The following is a 26271-nucleotide window of genomic DNA, read 5'->3' as shown; positions in this document are numbered from 1 at the left end:
GATTTCTTCTCACCTCAGGCGTTGTTGAATGTCATCACTTCATCATAACATGTCCCGCTTCAGGTGACAAATGACATCTGGACCTCACATTTGTACGCCTTCGATGAATACCGTCGTATGCTTCGCCAGGTCCACTTCCTTCACCTCAAGCTCATCCGACACGTTCTTGACCACCCGTACGATGGGACGCCCCGGCAACCCGCGATGCTGGCCGACCACGACACCCGTCTCTTTCGTCGACAGCCGTACCGACGTACCGGTCGGGTAGACGGACACTGTACGCAGGAAGTGGACGACCGCTTCATGGTCCAGCTTCTTCCCGGCGAACGCCATCATCCGCTCGCAGGCGTCGTGCGGCAGCATACGGCGCCCTTCCGTTAAATCGAACAGCAGGTTGTCGTAGGTATTGGCCACCGCCACAATCTTGGCGTACAGATGAATTTCATCTCCGCTCAGCCGGCGCGGCATCCCTTCGCCGTCGATCGTCTCATGATGCTGAAAGGCCACATGCGCGATCAACAAGCTCAGCTCTCGCTTATGCTTCAACACTTCGAAGCCCCGCCAAGAGTGGTGCTTGCGCGGATCGGCCGCTTCATCCTCGGTGATAAGCTCCAGCTTACCGACGTCGTGCAGCAGCGCCCCGATGGCCATCTCTCGCAGTTGAACGGTGGACAACCCCATATTGATGCCGATGAGCACGGACATCATACATACATTAACGGCATGTATATACATGTCATTGTCTTTCGTCCGAATATCCGAGAGCTGCACAAGCACCTCTTTATTCGCCATGATTTCTTCGAGCAAAGGATCGACGCTTTGGTACAAATATTTGGTGTTGAAATCTTTGCCGGAACGAATCGAATCGAACGTTTCGCCCATCCGCTGCATGACGGCCCGTTTCGTTTCCTCCGAAATGATCTCCGGAATTTCGATGTCTTCAAACTGCTTGTCTTTCACATAGACCATCGTGACGCCGATTCTCTTCAGCGTGGTGATCATGTATACGGTCAACTGTACGCTTTCGGAAAGCAGCACAGCCCCGTTCGCCGAGAAGATCGTCTTCCCCAAATATTGACCTGACTCCACATTATCTATATGCACATATCTCATAATGCCGCTCCTTCCAAGCGATAGCCCTCGTGCCGCAGCAGGTACGTCTTGATGTCCAGTCCTCCGCCATAACCGACCATGGAACCGGATGCGCCGATAACGCGATGACACGGCACAATAATCGGCACCGGATTGCGGTTGTTCGCGCCGCCAACCGCCCGGACGGCTTTGGGCGCTCCGATCCGTTCGGCGATGTCCTTATACGCGCAAACCTGCGCATACGGGATCGATTGCAGCGCCTGCCACACCTGGCGTTGGAACGGAGTCCCGCGCAAATCCAGCGGAATCGTGAAGCGCTGCAGCTTTCCTGAAAAATAGGCGTCCAGCTGAGCTGCCGCTTCCTTTAACAATGACGGATTTCGTTCCCAACGCGTCGTTCCGAACCAGCGGGACGACCACGCCTCCAGCCTCGACCGGTTCGGCTCGAACGCCCCGAACTCGATCTGGCATAAAGCGCCGCTCCAGCCCAAGGTGAGCCGGCCGATCGGAGATTCGATTTCTTCATATCCGATGGTTGTCATCATACGCTGCTTCACCTGCTCCTTCCACCCTTTCACGGGCCAGCGCCTTGCCGATCTCCCGGAGAACGGCCTCATCCTGCTCATGCCGCGACGCTTCCTCCAGCGCCACCTGTGCCGCAGGACCGCCGATGCGCCCTAGCGACCAGGCGGCCGAGCCGCGAATCTCCGGCCGCTCGTCCCGCTGCAGCAGCTGAGCCAGCTCCGGTACGCTGCTTGCATCGCGGAAATTGCCAAGCGCCAGCACGGCGTTGCGTTGAATCGGCTTCTTTCCCCGCCAAGAGGCCGCACTGCTGCCGAAGCGTTCCTTGAACTCGCGGTTGGACAAAAACAACAGCGATTTCAGCAGCGGTTTGACCTGCTCCGGATCCGGGGTCATCTCCGGATGATGGTCGGCATGGATGCCTTTATTTTTCGGGCATACGATCTGGCACGTATCGCAGCCGTATAAGCGATTGCCGATTTTTCGTTTCATCTCATCGTCTTCAATCAGACCTTTCGTCTGTGTGACGAAGGAGATGCAGCGCTGCGCGTTCAGCTGTCCCGGTCCGACGAGCGCTCCCGTGGGACATGCGTCGATGCAGATCGTGCAGTCGCCGCAGGATTCAGTCACCGGTACGTCCGGCGGGAACGGGATATTGGTGACGAGCTCGCCCAAATACACCCAGGAGCCCCAGTCCGGCGTGATGACCGAGCAATTTTTACCGACCCAACCGATGCCCGCCCGTTCAGCGACCGCCCGGTCGACCAACGCCCCGGTATCGACCATACTGACCGTCCGCGCACCCGGCACACGTTCCTTCAGCCACGCCTCGATGCGCTCAAGGCGGCTGCGCAGCACATGGTGATAATCAAGCCCCCATGCCGAGCGGGATAACATGCCCCGATAGGCGCCCGGCTCTGAGCGCGGAGGCGACTTCAGCTTCGAAGGGTAGGCAACCGCAATCGAAACGATCGAGCGCGGCGCTTCGAGCGATAACGCCGGATTGACGCGCTTGTCCAAGTCGGGTTCCTCGAAGCCGGACTCGTACCCCTTCTGCCGATGCTGCACCAATATCGTCTTTAATTCCTCGAACGGTTCCGCGCTCGCGAACCCGATCCGATCCACGCCGAGCCGCGAAGCCTCGTTCCGCAGCTCTTCTTTCAGAAGCGCCCAATTGATAACGTCCGTCCGGGTCGTTTCCGTTCCCATTACAAATTCCTCCATTGCCGAATCGGCCAAACGATCCATTCCGCCCGCCCTTCGACAAGCGATAACGGAACGGCGCCGAAGCTGCGGCTATCGTTGCTGGCATAACGGCGGCGGTTGTCGCCCATCACGAACACGTAACCATCCGCAACAGTCAGCGGTTCAAACCGGCCGTCCTGGATGGAGGTCTCGGTATAAGGCTCATCCGCCTCCTTGCCGTTCACATACAGTTTACCGCGCCGAATATGCACTTCATCTCCCGCAACGGCCACCACCCGCTTGACGAGATACGTTGGCCCTTCCTCCGCATCGGCCGGTTCCCGCAGCACGACGATGTCCCCTCGCTGGAGCGAACCCGCATAGCGAAGCGTTTTATTAATAAACAGCCATTCCCCTTCTTCGAGCGTAGGCTGCATCGAATTGCCTCTGACAGCGGAGACATGAAACAAATACTGGTGAACGAGCACAACGAGAATGAGGGCGACGGCCATCATTTTGAACCATTCCCACATTTCGCGCGGCCATCCTTGACCCGTATGAGTCTCCGCTGACTCGTCCGACATCAAAACGTCGACCTTCTTGGTTGGAAACAGCCGCATCCTACCCCTCCGATCTCCGTTCCAGCCATTTCTGGTAATACATGTTGACCAGATCATCTTGAAAAGGCGGCTCGCCTCCCCGCACGCGTGCGAGTAAATCGTGAAGCCCCTGCTTCACCTTCGTATCGACGATAGCCGAATAATGATACATTTGTTTATGACGCTCGTATTCCTCTTGATCGACCACATGGATGTCGCCCGCGGGCAAACGAATTACGTCCAAGTCGTAATCGATGTACGTAATTACGCGTCCGTTCACGTAAGGAGGCGAGGCGATATTGCAATAATAGCGTATCCCCTGCTCTTCCATTAAAGCCACAATGTTAAACCATTCGCCCGGGACGAAGAACGAAACGCCCGGAATGCGGCTGACCCATTCTTTGCCGTCGGCTTCGACAATTTTCGTCTGGCTGTTGATCAGCACGTACATCCCTTGCTCCCGGTGGCCATGATGCAGCAGCCGTTCGGGCACCCGCCAGTTTTCAAGCCACATCCGATGCAGATGCCCGTCATGTTTAAAACTTTTGATGATATAAGTAGGAAAAGTTTCCATGAGGTCTAACCCTTCTGCCTTCGGTATCGGCCGGCAGGCGCTTGGGAGCGGTCCAAGGCCATGCTCCGTCTCTTGCTACTAGCATAAACGTATGCAGGACGGCTTTCAAGAGTACAGCCCCGCGAGGCACAAAAAAAGCACAACCGCGAAGGCTGGCGCCTCGTGTCATGCTTGTTTACCATATAAAAAGAGAATTCTTTCTTATCCGTTCACGATACTTAACCGATGCGGGTTTCTGGAGAAGTCGTCCGAACCGTAACCGGCTTTCTCGTACACCGGCAGCACCACTTCATTATGTACGTCGACCGTAACCATAATGCGGTGCACCTTGCGCCCGACAAAACGCTGGCGGAGCGCCTCGATCAACGCTTGCCCGATGCCGCGGCGCTGATACTCTTGCCCGACGGCGATTCGGTAATAGTAGGCTTGCTGTTTATCAATCGTTCCGACAATAACGCCGACGATCTTCTGTTCTTCTTCGGCAACGAGGATGAGCTCGCTATCCCAGGACAATTGCCTGGCGAAAGCCGCCATCGTCTCATCGTAACAATCATCCGACATCACATTCCTGAATAATTCCGTGACAGCAACAGAATCCGAAAGTTGAAACGAACGAACCTGATACGAAGTAACAAGCATGCTGCACTCTCCCTACCATTCAAATGGTACCTTATAAATTACGACAAATAATGCAAAAATCCTTCTGAAAATTAAAAAAAACCTTCATTTTCTTAAGTTTTTTTACAAATACTCTTGAAAGCGCTTAATAGAAAGCGTTTTTAAGGAATTATGATCAATTGTGTCCAATTATTGTCATATACTGCAGCTTATTTTCTTCTTCCGTGTGCAATACCGCCGGGGATGATCACGCAAAAAATAGTCTCCTCTGCAGACGGGAGACTGATCTTATTCACCGCATCCCGCGTTACAGGCTCTCGCCGGGGTTCGGCTGCGAATTGAACTTATAGCCGTACCCGCGGATATTTTGTATGAATACCGGGTCGGACGGGTTCGCTTCGATTTTTTTGCGCAGGCTGCTGATGTGTACGACCACGGTACGCGTATCGGAATAGCTCTCGGCCCCCCACACGTGACGATACAGGTCTTCAGCCGTAAACACACGGTCGGGGTGCTGGGCCAGGAACAACAAAATTTGCATTTCCTTGGTTGATATGCTCACCGGATTCCCGTTCAAGCGTACCGTATAATTGGACATGTCGATCTCCAGCCCGCCGAAAGAAAGCTTACGGAAATCGCCGCGAGCCGGTACGGCCACCCGATGAAAAATCGGCGCCCGCCGCAAGTTCGCTTCCACGCGGGCCACCATCACTTTCGGATCGAACGGCTTCGTAATATAATCGTCCGCCCCTAGTCCTAAGCCATGAATAATGTCCTCATTCTCCGTGTTGCAGCTAATAAACAAAATCGGCACATTGGATACCTTCCGGATATTCTCGCATATTTCCAAGCCGTTCATCCCCGGCAGCCCGATATCCAGCATGACCAAGTCCGGCGCCGTCATCTCGAATTGCTTCAGTCCTTCGATGCCGTCTCTTGCCGACTGCACCTCGTACCCGTGCGAACTCAAGTACAATTGAATCAGTCCGCTAATTTCCTTGTCGTCCTCCACAAGCAAAATACGATGACCCGACACGTCAGCCCACCTCCATATGCAAAAATTCAACCGGCAGCGTAAAGCGGAATGTCGATCCCTCATTCAGCTTGCTGTCCGCTTCGACCTTACCGCCATGAATGTTTACGATTTCTTTGGCAATGGCAAGGCCCAGTCCTGATCCTTCGCCCGCCCTCCGGGTCTGTTCCCCCGAGCCTTTCACAAACCGGTCGAACACGTGGAGCAACACAGACGGCTCAATGCCGACGCCGCTGTCCACGATGGAGACGATCAATTCGCCCTTGGCCGGGTCGCCGGGGTTTGCCGCAAGCTCCCCTCGAATGCTGACCGAACCGCCCTCCGGTGTAAATTTCAATGCGTTATAAATCATGTTGCCGGTTACCTGTTGGATTCGAAACGGATCGATCGACACGATGGGCACGGATGGCGACTCTCCGCTCTCAGGCAGGACCAGTTCAAATCGCAGACCCCTGTTCTCCACATCCAGCCTGTATCTGCCGAAATATTCAAGGAACAGGTCCTCCACCGTCACATAAGTAAAATGAAACTTGGCCTTGCCCGCTTCCAGCTTCGACAAATCGAACAAATCCTGCACCAGCCGGCTGACAAGCACCACTTTATCGTAAATCATCTGTAAATAATGACGCTCATCCGTTCGGATAATCCCGTCCAGCATCGCTTTCAAATACCCCTGCACCGCAGTCATCGGCGTTCCCAGCTCATGGGAGATGTTCGCGAGCAGCCGCTGCCTCGACGATTCGGCCTGCTTCAAATGGCCGTTTGCTTCCTTCAGTTTTTCATAGCTTCTTTCGAGCTCCTGTGTCCGTACCTTGATTCGGTCTTCCAGCGTCGCATTTAGCGACAATAATTCGCCGGACACCTTTTCCACTTTAAAATAAGCGTTTGAAAATTTTAACGCAACGATCAACGTCTGCACGAAAATGAACACGACGACGCCGTACGGTGCGAAGTCGATAGAATGGAGCACGGCGTTATAGTACAGGATGTCGTTCAAAACGGCCAAAAACATGACGATGGAAGCCAAACCGTTCAGCAGTGCGCCCTCCCGACGCCGATACGCCGCTCTGAAGAAAACAACCAGCAAATAAGTGAACACAAGCACGCTGTATACTTGAAACGACACCATCGTATACGTAAACACCCGCGCCGGAAACAAGAGCACGACCAGCGCAAACGCAAATCCGACTGCCACGATCCATTGTGTCAACCGGCGCAGCATATCCTGCGGGTACAGCAAGTTAACGAACAGGGCGAAGATCGGTATGCCGATATAGGGCGCCAAATACTCGGCCTTCACCGCCAGCTCCCACGGGATGTCCGGGAAAAGTCGAACGAGCAGGGTATCCCCGAGCAGCATCGAACGTATAGCGAGCAGCACGCAGACCAGACTAATAAGCAAGCTGAGGTGATCGAGCTTCCGCAGAAGGAAAAGCGCCAAATGATACCCGCCCAAGGTCAGCAGCACGATCGAAATAACAAGCTGGGAAACAAGATTAAACTCACGTTTATAAGTGATGGCTTCCGGACTGCCGACATAAAGGCTGGTCCAAAGCCCCCCTTTACGCTGCACGAAATTCGACACTTGAATGACGATCTCGTTGCTGCCGCCCAGAGCCTGGAAGTAGATGACCCGGGCGTAATTTTTGGGTTTCATCGTCTCGCGCTGCGTGCCCACCTCGCCGCTCTGCGCCTTCAGCTCCCCGTTGATCCAAAGCTTGTACGCCGAGGCCGCCGCCGGTACATAGAGCGCCTTGACGGTATCGCGCTCCGTATCATTTAACTGGAGAAGAAGCCGGTACGTCGCGTAACCTTGTCTATCTGGAGCGGCTTGTCTCCCCCCTCGGCCGGAGCCTTCTCCCGTGCTGGTGCCCCATATATGAGGGAGCGTCACGGTTGCGGATGAGGGCGCAGCAGCTGAGGCCCGGTTCGCCGCCTGATCCGCAAAATCACGGGGCTCCAGCAGCTGCCTCCAATAGAACGTCCACGGCCCGTCCAGCGTGTACACGTCCTGATCGTGAAAGGACCAGCTCGCGGCATCCGTGACGGCAGCATCTCTGGAAGCCTGTTCCGCTGCAAACGCCGGGACCGCGAATAGAAGCGATGTGAGGATAAACGAAAAGAGGAACGCGATAGCTCGCATACGTTATAACGTCCTTCGCCGCATAATCTTGGCAAGTTTTTCCTCTTATTATAACCTTAATTTTTCGCATAGGTTGAAGTTGAACACTTAAAATTCAAAAAAACGCCGAAACGCAAGACAACTCGCGTTTCGGCGTTTTTTATAAAAATCCTTGATCCAGCCGGTCGAGCAAACGGCTCAACACCGTAATCGCCTGGGCGCGCGTGGCTTGGCTGCGCGGCCCGAACGTCCCGTCCGGGTTCCCCTCAAGCAGCCCGTTCCCGACTGCACGCTGTACGGCTTCCAGCGCCCAACGGCTGATATCCGCCCCGTCATTGAAGCGTGACGGCGTATCCCATGCCGTTGATTCCGGACCGGTAGCTGTACCGCTCGCGTAATCGTGAGCGCGGGCGTAGGCGTAGGCGTTCATCAGCATGACCGCCATCTGCTCCCGCGTGATCGACTGCTCCGGCGCAAATTCCGTATCGCTCACGCCGCTGACGAGGCCCGCAGCAAGCGCCTTGGATACGGCTTCGCGATACCATGCGTCTTGCGGCACGTCATGGAACGGAAAGTCGCCTGTACCGGTATGTATCCGGAGGCTCCGGGTCAGCAGCGCGGCAAATTGCGCACGCGTGAGGGTCGCCTCCGGCGCGAAGTCCGCCTCGGTCATCCCGTCGGCGATCTGTCTGGCCGCCATCCGTTCGATGGCTGTCTGCGCCCAGTGTCCTTGAATATCCGCAAAAGTCCGGTTCCACTCCATCACGGCGTACCGGGAGAAGTGCTGCAGTTGCACTTTCGCCGAGCCGTGTGCGGTCTCGCCGCCGACATATTCCCAGCGTCGGTCCGCCGGGTTGTAGTAGAATACGGCCGCTTTACTCGGATCGGCGATTTTGGCGGCATCGTATTTAAACTCCGCCGTGACCGGTTCCGCGAACGTCGTTATCGTCCGCTCTCCCGCGTACACCTGCAAATCGAACACCGCCGAAGCGAGCAATGCGTACGCCGGCTTGTCCGATGCCACCCCGGAGAAACCCGTGGATACTCGGACCGCTGCCGTCGCCGACGTGAGCGCTATGGCGCGGGCCGGTACGGTAAGCGTGGCCTGATCGGTTTCGATGACGATCGACGTCTCGGAAGCGGATGCTTTGCTCCACACTTCGCCGGGTACCTCGACCTCAACCCGGCTAACGGCTTGATCGCTTGTTGCATCGATCGTCACCCGTTTCTCTTTACCGGATTTCAGCTGTTCGAGCAGCTTGTCTTTATCGGGCTTCACGGTAAGCACGCTTTCCTTGACTGGAGCTACCCCAGGCTGGGTCGGCGGAATGAAGCCTCCGCCGCCAACCAGGCCGCCTCCGCCGGACGGCGTGATCGTATACGCGAACGACGCCGCTTCGCTCATCACCCCGCTTTTGACGGTCACGGCCGTTATCGTCGTGCTGGCCCCGACGGTAATCGGGCCGGTGTATTCCGTTGCGGGCGGCCAACTATTCGCCTCGCTCGTCGCGTAATAAATCGTCGCGCCCTGCACATCCGTACTCAGCTCGACCTTCTGCCCGCCGACATAGGCGCCTGCCGCCAGCGAAGCCTTAGGCGCTGCAGGCCGGCGCAGGAAGGTCACGGGCGCCGAGCCGATGAAATCGGACCCCGTCGCGGACAAACTGAGATCATAGTAATCGTCCGAAGCCTGGCCGCTGATATTCGTCCGCGCCTTGCCGTAGACCATGTCCAGCACCGTATTCCCCCCGCCGCCAAGGCGAGTGACGTGTTGGACTTGAAGCGTGACCTTCCCGGTAACATCGGTAAGCGGCTGCCCTCTATCGTCTAACGCCAGGACCGTCACCCCGTAATCGGTGAACCCGTTAACCGTTGAGCCCTTGACCGCTTCGACCTTTAGCCTCGGAAGCGTGAAAGCACGGCCGGCATGCAGAAGGCCGCCGCCGATATAGAACGCATCCAAGGGAAGTCCTTCATAGACAGGATGTGCGATCGGCACCTTGGCGCTGCTGTCCTTAATAATACGGAGCACGTCCCTTGGCGTAAGCTGCCGGTCTTGTGCGACGAGCAGCGCAGCTAAACCGGAGACGAACGGAGCCGAGAACGAGGTGCCGTCTCCTACGGCGTAATCGCCGTTCATCTTCGTGGAGTAAATGCCCGTTCCGGGAGCAACCGTAGCGAGGTTATCGACCACGTTCGAAAAGTCCGAGAGCACAAAGCTTCCGTCATTCAACCTCGTTACGGATCCGACAGCGATGACGCCGTCCATATTCGCCGGAAACGTCGTGCGGCTGAAAGCTCTGGGCGTCTTATTATCCAAATTCCCTTGCTCCTTAGGGAGCCAATGATTGCTCTCGTTACCGGCGGCAGCGACGACAACGACATTCCGGCTAAGCGCGAAATGGATCGCATCGCTAACCGCGCGGCTATACCCGTCCATGCCGAGACTTAAGTTGATGATATCCGCACCGGCGTTTACCGCCCAGTATATGCCTTCGGTCAGGGCGTCGCTCGGAATCACATAATCCTTGCCCTGCCATTGCCCGACTTGAACGGGCAATATTTTCGCACCGCCGGCGGAACCTGCGATTCCCAGGCCGTTGTCGACCAAGGCGGCGGCGATCCCGGCCACCATCGTACCGTGACCGTAGTTATCACGCGTATCGGCATTGTTATTGACCGCGTTATATCCGGGCAGTACGCTGCCCGCCAAATCGGGATGATTCGCGTCGACGCCTGAATCGATAACGGCAATCTTGATATCGTCCCGTAACGACTCCTCTACCCTGCGCCAGCCATAAGTCATGTCCGTCACCGTGTAGCCCCATTGATCCCCTTTCACCAGCAGCGGGTCGTTAGGCATCAAGCTCGTTATGGGCTGCACCGCGCCGTCAGAGACTCCTTGATCTATTCCCGCTCCCGGCGCCGGTACCGGCGGCTGCTCGGGCGTAGCTGCGCCTTCCTCTTGTTCAGCATCCTGCGTCGCCGCCCGATCCATCAAACGGAATAAATAAACCGGTTCCACATATTCCACTTCGGGGTTGCGGGATAATTCCGCGACCGCTTCAGGGACGCTCTGATCTTCGCCCACTTCGACTTCCACGTAAGGATTTGCGCGTAAAGCCGTCATCGACAATCTTGTTGCGGCGGGTAGCCGCTCCTTGTATTTAACGAGCACCTTTCCCGGCTGTATATGATGTAGTGAATGCTCCATCGCCGTTCCGGCAGTCTGCTGGACAGATGGCGCCGCCGCCATCGCTTGCCCGTAGGCGCCCCCGGGCCCCAACCACCCTAGCGAGGACACCGCCAAGACCGCAGCCATGCCAGCGCTAAACCACGCCGTTCTGCGTGTTCCCATCTTCCACTTCCTCCTCCAAAAGCTTGACCTTTACGCAAAAGTTTCCATAATTCGAGTATAGAATCGGTCTAGTGGATTCGCAATGAAAGAAAATGGTATTTTACAAGTTTTATAGAAAATTTTAGAAAATACCGCCCCTGAAACAATCGGCACGCTCCCAACGTATGTAAGGGTACAGAGACTGACGGGAATGGAGCGATACCTAGTGAGCAACAACAATCAAGCAGTACCACCCGCCCGTGGCAAAAAAATGTTACGTCTCTTCGTAGCGACCGCCGCACTTACCGCAAGCGTCGGCTGCACGGATGTCAATCAGCCGGCCGTCCCGGCCGGCAGCGGGGCCGTTGCATCCGTAAGCAATCCGGCGGGCGGAGCGGGGGCCGGCAGCGCCGCCGAAACCGCCATCGGCGGGGCGGCCAGTGCTGCCGCCGGGGCCGCTCTCCCGGACAACTATTGCGCGGACGATGACGATGACGGCCGGTGTGACGACGGGAACGGCTGGGTCGACTATGACAACGATAGCTCGATCTATTACGTCGGGTCGACGCCTTATTACCACCGCTCCGCTCAGGCGACAACCAAGCCGTCGATGATGACGCCGGGAGCTGCGCCCCAATCGGCGAACGCTTCGGCGGCAGCATCGGCTTCGAAGCCGGCGCCGTCCGGCAGTTCCTCCTCAGGAACAACTCAGCAGCCGGCGACAAGCAGCCGGACCGGAAGCTTTTCCGTCAAAGACAGTTCTCCTTCAAGTTCAGCTTCAAGCACGGGCTCCGCTTCAAACTCGAGTTCAAGCTCGAATACGAGTTCAAGTTCATATACGAGCTCCGGTTCAAGCTCAACCGGTCCGGCTCCCTCGGCATCCGGCGTTAGCTCGTCCTCTTCCTCTATTGCCGGCCCTGCGACCGGTTCAAGCAGCGGCATCTCATCCGGCAGCTCCGGTTCCCACGGCGGCATCGGCAGCTCGTCTTCGTCCAGCGGGGGCTAACGCCCGGACGGCGGCACTTCATCCGCCCCCGCCCTTCTTTCGGTCCCTTATGCATAAAAAGGAACTCCTGCGGAAACGATAATTTCGGTAAACTTTGGATACGGAAGGAGGTACTAACATGACTCCGCTATCAAACCACACGGACACCGACGTTCGGCGAATTCATGAGTTGAACGATATGAATACGAATGCCTGGAGTTCGCAAGAGCTTCACTATCATCAACGGGTGATGAGCGATTTGTCCCCTTGGCTGAACGCGCAGGGCAGCGCGATGCTCAGTCAAATCATTCACGAAATCGAACGTCGCGGCCACGAGCATGACCGGCGCCCGTAATGTTTGTACAAACACTTAATATACATAAATGTTGATTTTATATAGTAAATAAGCGATAATAAATATTGGAAGTCTTATATTCTTAGGAGGTAGATTAGACAATGGCACATCAATTACCAGCACTGCCTTACGCGAACAACGCACTTGAACCGCACATCGATGAAATGACCATGATGATTCACCACGATCGTCACCACAATGCATACGTTACGAACCTGAACGCTGCGCTGGAAGGCCATCCCGATCTGCAATCCAAAAGCATTGAAGCCTTGATCGCCGATCTGAACAACGTACCGGAAGCTATCCGTACGGCAGTCCGCAACAACGGCGGCGGCCACGCGAACCACTCCCTCTTCTGGGAGACGATCGGCCCGAACGGCGGCGGCGCTCCAAGCGGCAAGCTGGCTGACGCGATCAACAACGAACTCGGCGGCTTCGAAAAATTCAAAGAGGATTTCGCCAAAGCGGGCGCGACACGTTTCGGTTCCGGCTGGGCATTCCTCGCTGTAACCAAAGAAGGCAAATTGAAAGTGTACAGCTTGCCGAACCAAGACAGCCCGATTATGGAAGGCGAAACGCCGATCCTCGGTCTGGACGTATGGGAGCACGCGTACTACTTGAAATATCAAAACAAACGCCCTGATTACATCGCCGCTTTCTGGAACGTTGTAAACTGGGAAGAAGTCGGCAAACGTTACGAAGCTGCTGTGAAGTAACACCTGCCGCGATATGAAGAAAGACATGGATTTCGGTTTATCCGAGTCCATGTCTTTTTTATGTCAAATAATGAGATTTTCAACACCCGCCTTACCGGTATGGCGAAGATGCGCTGGTATAATAAGGATTTCCGCGCTATAATCTAGTCATATTAATCAATCATCCAGTTTTAGGAAAAGAGTGAGGTTCATGAGTAAACTGATCTCTCTCCTGCGTCATGTGCCCTTGTTTCAAGATTTATCGGCAGCCGAACTTGAGACGATCGCGCCTTTATTTGTCGAACGAAAGTACAAGAAGGGAACAATCTTGTTTTTTGAAGGGGACGCAGGCGAGGAATTCTTCTTAATCCAGAGCGGTGTTGTGAAAGTGTATCGGATCGATAACGCCAAGGAAATTATTCTATCCTTGTTTCGCGGGGGCGATTTCTTCGGCGAGATGTCGCTGATTCAAACAGGTCTTCAGCGCTCCGCTACGGCGGAAACGATGGACAACTGCTCGATTTACACGCTTGTCCGTTCTGAATTTTACCACTTCATGGAAAGAACCCCCAAGCTTTGTTTGCGCCTGTTGGAAGTCACGATGGAGCGGTTGCGCAAGACCAACGAACAAATCTACGATCTAACCTTCCTCGACGTACGGTCCCGCATCATCAAAACGATCTTCCGATTGTCGGAGCAATACGGCCAGCCCAAAACGAACGGTACCTTCATCAACATGAAACTGACGCATCAGCAGCTGGCCAATATGGTCGGCACCGTACGCGAGTCCGTTACGAAAGTGCTGCAGGAGCTGCAGGAGGATCATATTATTACGATCGACAAAAAGTTCATCTTCGTCCGCGATGTGGAAGGTCTGAAAAAGATGATTCATTAAATAAAGACCGTCCGAGGCCGGGCGGTCTTTGGCGCGTCCTCAGGAAGAGGCGCACTCTCCGGAAAAATATGCGTTCAGAATCCGGATGAATACGTTCGGAAACGCGTGCTCGGCCATGTCCTCCCGGCCGATCCAGCGATAATGCGACGGCAGCAGCGGCCCAGCCTCGCCGAATACCGGCGACGCGTCCAGCCGGGCGGCATACACGTCCATATTCCAATGAATATGGCTGAATGTGTGCTCGGCCTCCATGACCCAGGCAAGCGCCTCCAGCCCGATCCCGTCTCCGGCCAGGTGCGCGTTCAGCGCCGCATGCGCAGTCGGCAGTCCCGCTTCGCCCGTCCGAGCGCCCGGCAGCAGCGCCGTATGCGGAAGCTCCCACATGCGGGCGAGCAGTCCGTCCTGCGGGCGCTGCCGGATCAATACCTTGCCGGCCTGCCGGCCGGCGCCTTCGATCAGCACGGCGGCGCGCGATTCCGGGCGCGGAGGCTTCGCCTTCGTCTTGACCGGCAGCGTCTCCTCCATGCCGGCCGCCCGCCCGTCGCAATGCGCCAAGACCGGACAGGTCAGGCAGTGAGGCGACTTCGGGGTACAGACAAGCGCGCCGAGCTCCATCAGCGCTTGGTTGAAATCGCCGGCGGCGCCTTCCGGGATAAGCTCCTGCGCCAAAGCTTCCATGCGGACGCGGGTTTTCGGCTTCATGATGTCGTCCTCGATCAGGAAGTAGCGCGAGAGCACGCGCATGACGTTGCCGTCAACCGCCGGCTCCGGCTTATTGTACGCGATGCTGAGAATCGCTCCGGTCGTGTAAGGACCGACGCCCTTCAGCGAGGCGACATCGTCCTTCGTATCCGGCACGACGCCGCCGTACCGTTCATTCACTTCGCGCACGGCGCTTTGCAGGTTGCGCGCACGGGAATAGTAGCCAAGGCCTTCCCACGCCTTCAGCACCTCATCCTCCGGCGCTTCCGCAAGCGCCTGCACCGTAGGAAATTTATCGATAAACCGGTTGAAATACGGGATAACCGTGTCGACCCGGGTTTGCTGCAGCATAATTTCCGATACCCAGATATAATAAGGATTCCGGCTGCGGCGCCAAGGCAAATCCCGCTTATGACGCCGGTACCACGATAACAGCTCGGTGGAAAAGTAATGTTTTTGCGTTGATCGATCCATGTTGTCTCCTTTGCTCGGCTTCACTATCTATCTATTATACGATATTCGCCAAACGAGTAAAAACGATAATATTGGCTTAGCAAAGGCGCTACATTCCCCTTCTTCCGTACGTTTGACTTGGCGTCTCCGAACGTGTACGCTCAAATCATAATGATACATCCATTCATGAAGAGAGGTGAACGGAACTATGGGCCAAGCAGGCGCAGCCGCAGACAAACTATCCAAGGGCGGTAACGCCGAAGGCAGACACGCCGATCCCAAGGCTCTGTCGGATGCGAGAAGCGATGCGGTTCCTTATGCCGTTTACTTGTACATATGGGGCTTGGCATGGATTGCATCGGCCGCTCTCACGTTCCTGCAGCAGTTCCTCCAGCCCGGAGCAGCCCAGATCGTCATCACGGCCATCGCCGTTACGCTAACGGGATGGGTCCTCTATTATCGGCGCCGGAAGAACCGGCCTGTCCCTTCAACGCCCGGGGTAATCGTCATCGCGGCAGTTCCGGTCGTCATGGGCGTTCTATTCGCTCTTGCCCGATTCGGCTGGATCGATCCGTTGGACGGGTATATCGGCAAAGGGCTGCTGCTTGCGATTGTATACGCGGGGTTAAGCCGCTCGCTCGGACGGCCGGTTGTTTATTTAAGCCTATGGCAGTTCGCCGTCGCGCTGACGATCGGCTGGAGTTACCTTGGGTATGCGCCCGTCCTGATCGACGCATTCGGCGGGGCGGGTATGGTGGCGCTAGGCGTCATGATTCACATATGGAAAAGGGGATGGGTCAACCAATGAAGCTCAAACCATCAAGAATGCAAGCAGCCGCGCTAGCGGCAGTGCTGGCTGTCAGCCTCTTGTCGGGCTGCGCGTCGAAAAACAGTCCCGAGCCGTTCGGCGGCGGCAAGTCGGGGAATGCCGCCACGGCGGAAGAAGCGATGGCCGGCGCCTCGGAAGCCGTGCAAGCGGTATACAAGCAGTCATGCTTGTCCTGTCATGCCAGCAACCTGGAAGGCCGGGTCGGGCCGAAAACGAACCTGAAGCAGGTTGGGGCCCGCTTAAGCAAGGAGCAAATCGTGAAGCAAATCGAGAACGGCGGCAACGGCATGCCGGGCTTTCACGGCAAGCTGAAGCCGGAAGAAATCAGCGCGCTGGCCGAGTGGTTGGCGGAGAAGAAATAAGAAGCCTGGCTTCAATAAGCTTCACCCTTCAAAATCCCGAATGCCGGCCCGTCCGCCATCCGGGATTTTAGGTTATCCGCTCCACCACGGCATACGCCATCGCCGCCGACTCCGAGTGCGTGATGCTGAGATGGATCACGAGGTCCGCTGCGGACGGCCCCGAACCCGCCGGATACAGCCGGTCCCACGCGGCGTCCGAGATCCGGCAAAGCGGCTTGCCCTTCTCGTCCGGCAGCACCTCGATGTCCTGCAGCGACACCTGCTTGCCGATGCCGCAGCCGAGCGCTTTCACCACCGCTTCCTTGGCGGCGAAACGGCCGGCCGTAAATTCCGCCAGCCGGCCCTTGCGGGCGTGCGCCAGCTCCCGCTCCCGCGAGGTCAGTACCCGCTCCAGAAAGCGCGCGCCCGAGCTCTGCTCCAGGATCGTCCGCACCCGTGCGATTTCCAGCAGATCGGTGCCGATTCCGATAATCATCGAACGTCTCCTCCTCTTCTCATTTCCGGACTTCCAATGGTACAATGTGGATTGGCTTTATCGTATCCGATCCGAAAGCGAAGTTCAAGGAGGAGCCGTGTGATGGATCCGAAGGAAAAAGAACGGCTGCTGCAAGCGGACCGCCGCTACGTCTGGCACCCGTTCACCCAAATGAAAGATTACGCCGAGCGCGATCCGATACTCATCGAGAAAGCGGAAGGCGTCTATTTGTTCGATGCGGACGGCAACCGTTATTACGACACCAATTCGTCGTGGTGGGTAAACGTTCACGGCCATGCCCATCCCCGCATCCGGGAAGCGATTGAGAAGCAGCTGCGCCAGGCCGATCATGTCATGTTCGCCGGCTTGACGCACCGCCCCGGCATCGAACTCGCCGAACGACTCGTGCAGGTTACCCCGCAAGGTCTGGACAAGGTGTTCTATTCCGACAACGGCTCCACTTCGGTCGAGGTCGCGCTCAAGATGTCGTTCCAATATTGGCAGCAATCGGGCTGCGCCGGTAAAACGAAGTTTGCGTTCGTGGAGAACAGCTATCACGGCGATACGATCGGCGCCGTCAGCGTCGGCAGCGTCGATCAATATTTCTCAGTCTTTCGCCCGCTCTTGTTTGCCGCGTTCGGCGTGCCCTCGCCCGACCCGCGCAACGATCCGAACGGCGACGCGGAAGCCAGCGCAGCCGCGGCGCTCGAAGCCGTTCGCGCGCTGTTCGCCGCATCGGCCGATCAGATTGCGGCCATCATCGTTGAGCCGATGCTGCAAGCCGCCGGCGGCATGATCATGTACGCAGCCTCGTACCTGCAAGGATTAAGACAGCTCTGCAGCGAGTACGACGTCCATCTGATCGCCGATGAAGTGGCCGTCGGCTTCGGACGCACCGGACGCATGTTCGGCTGCAACCATGCCGCAATATCGCCGGATTTCATGTGCTTGTCCAAGGGGTTGACAGCGGGCGTGCTCCCGCTCTCTGTGACGATGACGACCGCAGCCGTATTCGATGCGTTCTACGATGATTATGCGAAGCTGAAGACGTTCACGCATGGACACAGCTTCACGGGCAATCCGCTGTCGGCCGCCGCTGCGCTCGAATCGCTGCAAATCCTGGAAGACGAACGCGTGCTGGAGCATGTGGAGGAGGTGTCCGCGCATCTGAGCGAGCGCGTCCTCAGGTTCCAAGCGTTCCAAGGTGTCGCCCATCTGCGTACGCTCGGCATGGTTGCCGCTTTCGACCTGTACAAGGACGCGGCGCTCGGCGCCCGTTATGCCCTTGAAGACCGCATGGGCTTTCATATTTATTTGGAAGGCTTGAATGAAGGTCTCTTTCTCCGCCCGCTTGGGGATACGATTTACTACTGGCTGCCGCTCTGCACGACGAAAGCGCAAATCGACGACATCGTCGAGCGAACGTTCCGCGTGCTGCGCCGCGTGCTGCCCAGCGCCGGCGAATGAGCCAGGCAAATCAGCCGCTCGAAAAGCAAAACACCGTACGCTCGGGAACACTGGCCCGAATGTACGGTGTTTGCTTCATTAAATACCCGGAATCGGAGCGCGTTTATGCTCCGTCTTTATATATTGCCGCTCCAATTTCTCCTGCGCTTCCGGCGAAATCGTTTTGCCTTCGAGATAATCGCTGTTATCGTCGTAACTGATGCCGAGCTCCGCTTCGTCCGTCTGCCCTTCCCATAATCCGGCCGTCGGCGCTTTGTCCAGCACGCTCTGCGGAACGCCGAGCTTCTGCGCGAGCTGGCGCACCTGCCGCTTGTTCAGCGTGCTGAGCGGCGTAATGTCCACGGCGCCGTCCCCGTACTTCGTGAAGAAGCCGGTAATCGCCTCGGACGCGTGGTCGGTCCCGACCACGAGCAGGTTCAGCTCGAACGCCAGCGCATACTGCACGACCATGCGCGTTCTCGCCTTCACGTTCCCTTTGCCTCCGCGGCTCAAGTGGCGGTGCACGCCGATTGACTTCAAGCCGTACTCGGCTTCCAAGGCAATTTCATTTACGGCTTCTTCAATGTTCGTCTCCACCCGGTACTTCAGCTGGAACGCATCGGCCACCGCATAGCTGTCCGAGATGTCGACCTGCTCCCCATAAGGCTGGAACACGCCGACCGTCTTGAACTCCCTTCCCTTCTCCGCCGTCAGCTCGTCCGTCGCGATCTTACACAAGCCTGCCGCTACCGCGCTGTCGATGCCTCCGCTGATCGCAATCAGAAGTCCGTCTACCCCGGATTTCACAACGTATTCCTTCAGAAATTCGACCCGGCGGCGAATCTCTTCATCCGTGTCGATCACCGGCTTCACGCCGAGTTTGGCAATTATATCCTGCTGCAAACTCATCCCAACAGCACCTCTCCTCTTCGACTCTTCGGAGTCCGAATGTTACGCTTTCGTTGTACCGGATTATACCATATACAAAAACTCCCGTCGACGACGCCGAAGCGAGTCGAAGGGAGTTTGGGAGCGCGCTATTATTTGCAATAGGTTTCGAATGCGTTGATCAAGTCGCCCGCAATCATATCGGCGGAACGATCTTCGATCTGATGACGCTGGATGAAATGAACAAGCTGTCCGTCCTTCATCAAGGCGATAGACGGCGACGACGGCGGATACGGTGCGAAGTACTCGCGCGCTTTCGCCGTTGCTTCTTTATCTTGTCCGGCAAATACGGTAAACAACCGGTCCGGCTTCACTTCGTGCTGAAGCGCCTTCGCTACGCCCGGACGGCACTGGCCTGCCGCACAGCCGCAGACGGAGTTGACGACGATAAGGGTCGTGCCTGTTTTATTTTCCAACGCTTCGGTTACTTCCTCGGGGGTACGAAGCTCTTGTACGCCGATTCGGGTTAAATCATCGCGCATCGGCTGAACCGAGTCGCGCATAAAGCTTTCGAATGACATGGACATAGGTGTTTCACTCCTTTTCCTAACATAAAGGTATATGATCTATCGGATGTCCCCATTATACTCGGCTCGCGGGTTGAAAGCAAAGCCTATTCCTCATGCCATTCCCCCGAAATCGATCATGGTGCCGTGTAAAACCCGCCGCACTTCATGACTTGCTTCGTTTGCTTCCCTTCTCTTTCGAATCCGCCTCGCCGCTTTGAAACGATTTATAGGCGACGTCTTTATCCGAATGCATGAAAGGGTAGCCTTGCGGAACGATGCCTTCTTCGAACAAGTCGCGGTTTTCCTTCGTTTGGAAGCCTATGTCTTTATAAGGGTGCACCCATTCGTCACCGGACATGACCGCCGGATCGACGTCTTCATTCCATTGCTCGAGCGGCGATTCGACCGATTCGTATTCGTGATCTCCGATCAAGACGCCGTGTTCGTTCACGAACGCTTCGCGAGGCCCGCGCTCCGACTTGAACTCGGGCTTGAAGTTTATCTCGAACGGATCCAGCTTCGGATCGTTCTTGCGGTTATAGTTGATATCCGTTTCGACGTTATCGTAAGACTCTTCCGACTTGTCGCTCATCGAACACCCTCCTTCTGGAGAACGGAATTAGATAGAAGGACGATTCGGTCCGTTCAGTTTCTTGTCCGTGCCTCCGGCTTGATCCGCTTCGTTTATTTGGCTGGCTTGTTTAACTTGCTCCTTGGAATCGCGGCTATGCGTTTTATCCGGCTGCGCCATCGCATGTTATCTCCTTTGCTTCGTATTCTTAGTATGCATGAGCTTTAACAAAAACAATCAAATCCACGGTTGAAGAAAACCGGTATTACCTAAAGTATGGCACAATGTAAAGTGACCCTATGCTTCAATCCCCGAGGAACAATTTAACAATCGCGTTTGCAGCTATGATTCCAAACCGCCCGCTTCCGCAAAAGCAGATCAAAGAAACGAACGACAAAAAGGACCTCGCCGACTTTCAAGCTGAACGAAGCCCTTTTCTTTGTAAACACTTTATCCTGTATAAACTTTGCAAAACTAGGCTGTATATGCAAAACAGGTTACCCCTATTGTGAATCTCAACGCTTGTAACTAAAACAATGAAAGCCCTGCCTCTCTTCCATCCTTGCGGCTCCGAAGACCGCGCCAGTGTGAATCAGATTACCTATCACGTACTTCCTACGTTCCTTATCAGGGACACATTCCGAATCTTCTTGAGCGGAAACAATCGAGTAAATGAGGAATTCGATTCTGATGGGGGTAATTGAGGTTAATAAAGCTAATCATTATCATACTATAATTTAAAAAATATTGCAAGTGGTTTTTCCTCTGAAGCTTTGTTCCATCAGTCACCTGTCGTGCCAATTTCAAGGCAGTCCCCGGTAAAGTAGACGGGCCGAAACCTGTTTTCGCACAAAATCACGCAAATTCGCGTCAATAGGGTTGAAATCAGGCATTACGAATGCAGAGTAGGGGCGCAGCACGTTGACGTGCACCCTCAAGGCCAGACCTTCGGTTTGAGCGGGTTCTTCCATTCCGATATAATGAACTATAAGCATTATTTATTATTTTTAATTGATCGTTTAAGGGAGGTGTACCTATCCGCCTGACTTAGGGGATAGGGAATGATTGAGTAGTGACCCGTTACCTTTATTGATTAACGCGGTTTTAATTGTTGTTTTAATTGCGCTCAACGGCTTCTTCGTGGCCGCTGAGTTCGCTATCATCAAAGTTCGTAACACCCGTATCGATACGCTTGCCCAAAGCGGCCATTTAAGCGCCCGCATCGCCAAGACGATCACGGGCAACCTGAACGCGTATTTATCCGCCTGCCAGCTCGGTATTACGCTGACGTCCCTCGTGCTGGGGTGGGTCGGCGAACCGACCATATCCAAAGTGTTGGAGCCTATCCTCAAGGATTGGCTGGGCTTGAGCCCCGTCGCCATGCATGCGGTTTCGTTCATTATCGCCTTCTCGGTGATTACCGCCTTCCACATTACACTTGGCGAACAATTTCCGAAAACGTATGCGATTCGGCAATCGGAGAAGGTTACCTTGTGGACCGCCATCCCGCTTATTCTTTTCTACAAGCTGATGTTCCCTTTTATTTGGCTGCTGAACGGCGTATCCAACTGGATGCTGCGGCTCGTCGGGATCGAACCGACGAACGACCACGAATCGGCTCACACCGAGGATGAAATACGCGTCCTCATGAAAGAAAGTCACAAAAGCGGATTTATCGACAACACAGAGCTTACGCTGTTTGATAATATATTCGAATTTACCGAGACGAACGCACGCGAAATCATGATTCCGCGTACCGACATGGGCTGTCTTTACGCCAATCTTCCGTTCGAAGATAATATGGAGATCGCGCTCAAGGAAATGCGTACACGGTATCCGGTCTGCGATCCCGATAAGGACAATATTATCGGTTTCGTGCACATTAAAGATCTGCTCAAGGCGCAGAATGGATTAGACGATATTCGGACCATCCTCAGGCCGATGACCAAGGTGCCCGACTCGATGCCGATCAGCAACCTGCTGAAGCTAATGCAGCGCAAGAAGGTGCAAATCGCGCTGCTGATCGACGAATACGGCGGCACGGCCGGTATGGTGACGATTGAAGATATTTTGGAAGAAATCGTCGGCGAAATTCAAGACGAATTCGACCCGGACGAACGGCCGAGCATCGAGAAGAAGGACGATTCAACGTTCTCCATCGACGGTCGTACGTTGATCGACGAGGTCAACGACCATCTCGGACTCGAAATCCAATCCGAGGACTACGATACGATCGGCGGTTGGATCTACGCGCAAGTTGAAATTCCGCCGAAGCGCGGGCAATCGGTACTGTACGAGGATCTTTACGAGTTCACCATCGAGGAAACGGACGACTTGCGTATCGCCCGCCTGACCGTCCGCAGCTTGCAAGCCCAGCCGCAAACGGCATAATCATAAATACATTTAAAAAAACGAGGCCGATTTTTCGGACCTCGTTTTTTCTCACGACCGGACTCGGCTATGGATAGGGGCATTGATGAAGAATGCGCAGCTCGTTCAATTGCTGCCACAGTTGATGCATGTGCGTTTTACTGATCATAACCGCCTCTTTTGTCGCTCGAAGCGCCTCGGCGTTCTGCATGATGTCCCTCATCAATCTCCGGTTTTTGACGCCCAGCTGCAGGATGCGCTTCTCCATGTCGTCCAACTGCGTTCTGCCCGAGTGGCGGTTTACCTCACGTGAGCCTGCTTGAAACGCGTTCGATGCATTCATCGTACGATCAAACCTCCTTTTTTACAAGGGTTGGCACAACGATTATAATGGAAGTCTGCTATAGAAAATGTCAAAGCACGTTGCAGGAATATCACTATTTTTGTCGGAAAAAATTACGGTACAATGAAAACAAATGAAACCATATAGGAGCATAACGAATGGCTTATGACGTAATTGTAATCGGCGGAGGCTCAGCCGGATTGATGGCCAGCGTGGCTGCAAGCGAGCACGGTGCAAAGGTTTTGTTGGTGGACAAAGGGGATAAACTGGGGCGCAAGCTCGGAATTTCGGGCGGAGGCCGCTGCAATGTGACGAATGCCAAAGAGCCGGATGAACTGATCAAGCATATTCCGGGCAACGGACGCTTCCTGCATAGCGCTCTTGCGACATTCAGCAATCGCGACATCATCGCCTTCTTCGAAGGGATGGGCATCCGCTTGAAGGAGGAAGACCGCGGGCGCATGTTCCCGGTGAGCGACAAGGCCAAGACCGTGGTGGATGCGCTTGTGAATCGCGTGCGCCATCAAGGCGTCTCCATTCGTGTCAACAGCCCGGTTCGCCGGGTGTTGTACGATGAGGAGCGCGCATGGGGCGTCGAATTGACCACCGGCGAACGGATTAACGGACGCGCCGTCATTATCGCCACCGGGGGCAAGTCGGTGCCGCAAACCGGCTCGACCGGCGACGGATACCCTTGGGCAGAGGCCGCCGGTCATACGATCACCGAGCTGTATCCGACGGAAGTGCCGCTAACGTCGAACGAACCGTGGATTCGCAGCAAGGAGCTGCAAGGGTTATCGCTGCGCGGCATTACGTTATCGGTCTGGACTCCGAAGGGGAAGAAAATCGTCGAACACGAAGGCGACCTGCTGTTCACCCACTTCGGCTTGTCCGGCCCGGCCGCGCTGCGCTGCAGCCAGTTCGTCGTGAAGGCGAAGAAGCAGTTTAACGTCCCGAGCGTGCGGCTGACGATCGATTTGTTTCCCGATAAGAGCGTGGATGAGGTGTACACCGATACGTATCGGCTGGCCCGGCACGAGCCGAAGAAAGCGGCCAAGAACGTCTTGAAACCGCTCCTCCCGGAACGGCTCGTTCCTTTCGTGCTCGAACGGGCGGGTATTAAGGAAGACGTCACGTTCGATAACATTCCGAAGCAGCCATGGATGGATATGGCGAAGCTGCTGAAGGCGTTTCCCGTGGAAGTGAACGGCACGCTATCGCTTGAAGAAGCTTTCGTCACCGGCGGCGGCGTCAACCTGAAGGAGGTCGATCCGCGGACGATGCAGTCAAAGCTGAAGCTTGGGCTGTACTTTTGCGGCGAAGTGCTGGACATTCACGGCTATACCGGCGGCTACAACATCACGGCGGCATTCACAACCGGGTATACGGCAGGGAAAAGCGCAGCGGAATTTGCAAGGAGTTAGTTCCACAGTTTCACAGCTTCACGGCGGCTGCGAGGTCGTTGATCGTCGGCATCGCGGGCGCGGAATGGCGCACTCGTTTTCCGGCCGCCGCCTTCGCCAGAAGCGCATCCGCTTGTCCTGCCGCACCGCGTTCTGTTTAAGCGCTGCTCATAAAAAAACGGCGACCCCTTATCGATAAGGTTGGTTGCCGTTTTTTTCTTGCTCTTCGAAAGGCTCGATATGCACATGCACATTGTTCACCCGATGCTCTCTGAGCATCCGCCGTTCGATTTCATCGCTGATATCGTGGCTTTCGCCGACGGACAATTCGGCGCTTACCTCGACGACCACGTCAAGCAGCACGCTGTTGCCGTGAATGCGGGCGCGGATATCCTTAATGCGCTTGACGCCCGGCGTTGTCTTGACGGTCTGCTTGAACACCTTCAGCCGCTGGTCGTCGAAGCCGTCCGTCAACGTATGCGATGCATGGGAGAACACTTCCCAAGCCGTTTTCAAAATAATAAGACCGACGATCAGCGCCGCTACTGCATCGAGTACCGGAAAGCCAAGCCGCGATCCGATGATGCCGACGGCGGCGCCTATACTGACGAGCGCGTCGGAACGATTGTCCTGCGCAGCGGCCATCAGCGATTGGTTCTCGATCCGTTTGGCCAACCGGTAATTGTAAACGTACACGCCCCACATGACGGCGGCGCAAGCCAGAGCTACCCAGGCGGCCAGCATGTCCGGCGCCGTGCGCTCATCGGCGAAGAAGCTGCGGCCCGCTTGCAAGACAACCTGCAGGCCTGCTGCTGCCATAATAAACGAAGCGATGAGCGAAGCGATCGTCTCCGCCCGTTTATGCCCATACGGATGATCGCGATCCGGCGGCTTCCGGGAAATGCGAAGCCCGATCAGCACCGCCAGTGAAACGACGATATCCGTCGTATTGTTAATTCCGTCCGCCGCGAGCGCTTCCGAACCGGTCATATAACCTATGGTTATTTTAAAAGCGGACAAAAAAACATAGGCGACGATACTAAGCCACGCGCCCTTTTCGCCCTCTTTCAAAGAATCATAGGAATCCACAGTGTTTCCCTCCATCCTCTATTGAAAAACCCTATCATTCCCGAAGTCCCAACCCATCATAGCAAACGAATGAGGTGTGGGTCTAGAGAAACAGTGTTTTCCGAGCTAATAAAAATAGGCGCAGGGCAACTTTGTTTTCCCGGTCAAATGTTGTGGGACTTGTCCAACGGTTTTGGCCTAATCCACTATAAATGAATACCCGCGTCGAAGCCGTCGTAATCTTCCCCGGACGGGTCGAATTTCGCGTGCTCATCCTTGTAGGCGCCGCTCGAGCGGTTCGAGTAAGCCGAGGCGGATAAATGAACCTCGGCTTCATCCGGTTCAACCTCGTTCACGAAGTGGGCGGGAATCGGAATGAGCCCGTCCGGATCGTATGCCATGGCATACGTCGAAATCTCGGACGGAGATGCTTGCCCCTCCAGCAGCCGACCGCCGTGAGCTTGCGCGACTTCGAGAGCCGACGTCAGATCATTGCGATCGACGATGACGTGCAGAACGGGGCTCTTCGTCTCCGTATGCAGGCTGACCTTGTAGCCAAGCTCCTCCAGCGTATCAAGCGCCATATAAGCTTCCTGGTTCGTCTCGAATTGAAAAAAGATCGGGGTGTGGGTCATGTGTGCCTCGTTCCTTTCTTGGATATGGCTGGATTTAGGTTGCCCCATCGCTTTACGGTTATTCCTCGGAAAGGCGAACATACTCGAACGGCTATCGGCATAAGATGGTAGCGGCTAATCTGGGAAGCTCTTCCGCATCCAGACC

At 55.5% G+C, this 26271-nt stretch carries 27 protein-coding genes; 9 read left to right on the top strand and 18 right to left on the bottom strand.

What is annotated here, in order from left to right; translation table 11 throughout:
* Positions 1-84 precede the first annotated feature (84 nt).
* The 9 genes from PVA01S_RS19790 to PVA01S_RS19750 form a co-directional block, all read right to left on the bottom strand.
* Entirely contained in the window at positions 85-1113 is a 1029-nt protein-coding gene (locus PVA01S_RS19790; protein WP_054798402.1) for an HD-GYP domain-containing protein, read from the bottom strand.
* Positions 1110-1637 (bottom strand): methylated-DNA--[protein]-cysteine S-methyltransferase, encoded by a 528-nt coding sequence (locus PVA01S_RS19785; protein WP_280531825.1) that lies wholly within the window; start codon positions 1635-1637, stop codon positions 1110-1112. The genes PVA01S_RS19790 and PVA01S_RS19785 overlap by 4 nt, the downstream gene beginning before the upstream one ends.
* Positions 1615-2823, bottom strand: a complete 1209-nt coding sequence (gene queG / locus PVA01S_RS19780; RefSeq protein WP_127609013.1) for a tRNA epoxyqueuosine(34) reductase QueG — start codon at positions 2821-2823, stop codon at positions 1615-1617. Before queG ends, PVA01S_RS19785 begins: the two co-directional genes overlap by 23 nt.
* The gene (lepB, locus tag PVA01S_RS19775; protein WP_164751912.1) at positions 2823-3419 is read right to left on the bottom strand and encodes a signal peptidase I; all 597 of its coding nucleotides are present in this window, start codon (positions 3417-3419) and stop codon (positions 2823-2825) included. The genes queG and lepB overlap by 1 nt, the downstream gene beginning before the upstream one ends.
* Position 3420: 1 nt before the next feature.
* Positions 3421-3972 (bottom strand): DUF402 domain-containing protein, encoded by a 552-nt coding sequence (locus tag PVA01S_RS19770; RefSeq protein WP_127609012.1) that lies wholly within the window; start codon positions 3970-3972, stop codon positions 3421-3423.
* 201 nt (positions 3973-4173) lie between these two features.
* Entirely contained in the window at positions 4174-4611 is a 438-nt protein-coding gene (locus PVA01S_RS19765) for a GNAT family N-acetyltransferase (protein ID WP_054798404.1), read from the bottom strand.
* A 286-nt stretch (positions 4612-4897) separates the two neighbouring features.
* Positions 4898-5626: a response regulator transcription factor gene (locus tag PVA01S_RS19760; RefSeq protein WP_127609011.1), complete on the bottom strand. Its 729-nt coding sequence runs from the start codon at positions 5624-5626 to the stop codon at positions 4898-4900.
* A gap of 1 nt (position 5627) precedes the next feature.
* The gene (locus tag PVA01S_RS19755) at positions 5628-7766 is read right to left on the bottom strand and encodes a sensor histidine kinase (protein ID WP_127609010.1); all 2139 of its coding nucleotides are present in this window, start codon (positions 7764-7766) and stop codon (positions 5628-5630) included.
* A gap of 139 nt (positions 7767-7905) precedes the next feature.
* Complete coding sequence (locus PVA01S_RS19750; protein ID WP_127609009.1) at positions 7906-11103, bottom strand: S8 family serine peptidase; 3198 nt, start codon at positions 11101-11103, stop codon at positions 7906-7908.
* Positions 11104-11308: 205 nt separating this feature from the next.
* On the opposite strand from PVA01S_RS19750, the gene PVA01S_RS19745 reads away from it, so the two are divergent.
* The 4 genes from PVA01S_RS19745 to PVA01S_RS19730 all read left to right on the top strand — a co-directional run bounded on the left by PVA01S_RS19745 (position 11309) and on the right by PVA01S_RS19730 (position 14012).
* Positions 11309-12088 (top strand): hypothetical protein, encoded by a 780-nt coding sequence (locus PVA01S_RS19745; protein WP_127609008.1) that lies wholly within the window; start codon positions 11309-11311, stop codon positions 12086-12088.
* A gap of 118 nt (positions 12089-12206) precedes the next feature.
* Positions 12207-12422, top strand: coding sequence for a hypothetical protein (locus PVA01S_RS19740; RefSeq protein ID WP_127609007.1), 216 nt, complete (start codon positions 12207-12209; stop codon positions 12420-12422).
* A 101-nt stretch (positions 12423-12523) separates the two neighbouring features.
* Entirely contained in the window at positions 12524-13138 is a 615-nt protein-coding gene (locus PVA01S_RS19735) for a superoxide dismutase (protein WP_127609006.1), read from the top strand.
* Positions 13139-13328: 190 nt separating this feature from the next.
* Positions 13329-14012, top strand: a complete 684-nt coding sequence (locus tag PVA01S_RS19730; protein ID WP_127609005.1) for a Crp/Fnr family transcriptional regulator — start codon at positions 13329-13331, stop codon at positions 14010-14012.
* A 39-nt stretch (positions 14013-14051) separates the two neighbouring features.
* Here the strand turns inward: PVA01S_RS19730 and mutY are convergent, their stop codons facing one another.
* The gene (gene mutY / locus PVA01S_RS19725; protein ID WP_127609004.1) at positions 14052-15188 is read right to left on the bottom strand and encodes an A/G-specific adenine glycosylase; all 1137 of its coding nucleotides are present in this window, start codon (positions 15186-15188) and stop codon (positions 14052-14054) included.
* Positions 15189-15375: 187 nt separating this feature from the next.
* On the opposite strand from mutY, the gene PVA01S_RS19720 reads away from it, so the two are divergent.
* A complete protein-coding gene (locus tag PVA01S_RS19720; protein ID WP_127609003.1) occupies positions 15376-15975 on the top strand; it encodes a hypothetical protein in 600 nt (199 codons plus the stop codon).
* Entirely contained in the window at positions 15972-16358 is a 387-nt protein-coding gene (locus PVA01S_RS19715) for a c-type cytochrome (protein ID WP_054798681.1), read from the top strand. The genes PVA01S_RS19720 and PVA01S_RS19715 overlap by 4 nt, the downstream gene beginning before the upstream one ends.
* Positions 16359-16425: 67 nt before the next feature.
* Here PVA01S_RS19715 and acpS read toward each other — a convergent pair whose 3' ends face one another.
* Positions 16426-16833: a holo-ACP synthase gene (gene acpS / locus PVA01S_RS19710; protein ID WP_127609002.1), complete on the bottom strand. Its 408-nt coding sequence runs from the start codon at positions 16831-16833 to the stop codon at positions 16426-16428.
* Between the two features lie 102 nt (positions 16834-16935).
* Between acpS and bioA the strand changes: the two genes are divergently transcribed.
* Positions 16936-18300 (top strand): adenosylmethionine--8-amino-7-oxononanoate transaminase, encoded by a 1365-nt coding sequence (gene bioA / locus PVA01S_RS19705; RefSeq protein WP_127609001.1) that lies wholly within the window; start codon positions 16936-16938, stop codon positions 18298-18300.
* Between the two features lie 78 nt (positions 18301-18378).
* Here the strand turns inward: bioA and nadE are convergent, their stop codons facing one another.
* The 4 genes from nadE to PVA01S_RS27525 form a co-directional block, all read right to left on the bottom strand.
* Positions 18379-19188, bottom strand: a complete 810-nt coding sequence (gene nadE / locus PVA01S_RS19700; protein WP_127609000.1) for an ammonia-dependent NAD(+) synthetase — start codon at positions 19186-19188, stop codon at positions 18379-18381.
* Between the two features lie 131 nt (positions 19189-19319).
* Complete coding sequence (locus PVA01S_RS19695; protein ID WP_054798501.1) at positions 19320-19754, bottom strand: BrxA/BrxB family bacilliredoxin; 435 nt, start codon at positions 19752-19754, stop codon at positions 19320-19322.
* Positions 19755-19899: 145 nt separating this feature from the next.
* Positions 19900-20328: a DUF3905 domain-containing protein gene (locus PVA01S_RS19690; RefSeq protein WP_054798502.1), complete on the bottom strand. Its 429-nt coding sequence runs from the start codon at positions 20326-20328 to the stop codon at positions 19900-19902.
* A gap of 27 nt (positions 20329-20355) precedes the next feature.
* Positions 20356-20487, bottom strand: coding sequence for a hypothetical protein (locus tag PVA01S_RS27525; RefSeq protein ID WP_258313516.1), 132 nt, complete (start codon positions 20485-20487; stop codon positions 20356-20358).
* A gap of 885 nt (positions 20488-21372) precedes the next feature.
* Here PVA01S_RS27525 and PVA01S_RS19685 point away from each other — a divergent pair.
* Positions 21373-22698: a hemolysin family protein gene (locus tag PVA01S_RS19685; RefSeq protein WP_054800187.1), complete on the top strand. Its 1326-nt coding sequence runs from the start codon at positions 21373-21375 to the stop codon at positions 22696-22698.
* Between the two features lie 67 nt (positions 22699-22765).
* Here PVA01S_RS19685 and PVA01S_RS19680 read toward each other — a convergent pair whose 3' ends face one another.
* Positions 22766-23020: a hypothetical protein gene (locus PVA01S_RS19680; RefSeq protein ID WP_236595758.1), complete on the bottom strand. Its 255-nt coding sequence runs from the start codon at positions 23018-23020 to the stop codon at positions 22766-22768.
* 158 nt (positions 23021-23178) lie between these two features.
* On the opposite strand from PVA01S_RS19680, the gene PVA01S_RS19675 reads away from it, so the two are divergent.
* Entirely contained in the window at positions 23179-24444 is a 1266-nt protein-coding gene (locus PVA01S_RS19675) for a BaiN/RdsA family NAD(P)/FAD-dependent oxidoreductase (RefSeq protein WP_127608999.1), read from the top strand.
* 168 nt (positions 24445-24612) lie between these two features.
* Here PVA01S_RS19675 and PVA01S_RS19670 read toward each other — a convergent pair whose 3' ends face one another.
* Positions 24613-25512 carry a cation diffusion facilitator family transporter gene (locus PVA01S_RS19670; protein ID WP_127608998.1) on the bottom strand — a complete coding sequence of 300 codons (900 nt, stop codon included), beginning with the start codon at positions 25510-25512 and terminating at the stop codon, positions 24613-24615.
* Between the two features lie 185 nt (positions 25513-25697).
* Positions 25698-26126, bottom strand: a complete 429-nt coding sequence (locus PVA01S_RS19665) for a hypothetical protein (protein ID WP_127608997.1) — start codon at positions 26124-26126, stop codon at positions 25698-25700.
* Positions 26127-26271 lie beyond the last annotated feature (145 nt).

The organism is Paenibacillus validus NBRC 15382 (genome assembly GCF_004000985.1).
Lineage (GTDB): Bacteria > Bacillota > Bacilli > Paenibacillales > NBRC-103111 > Paenibacillus_G > Paenibacillus_G validus.
This window is presented reverse-complemented; position numbering and strand designations above follow the sequence as displayed.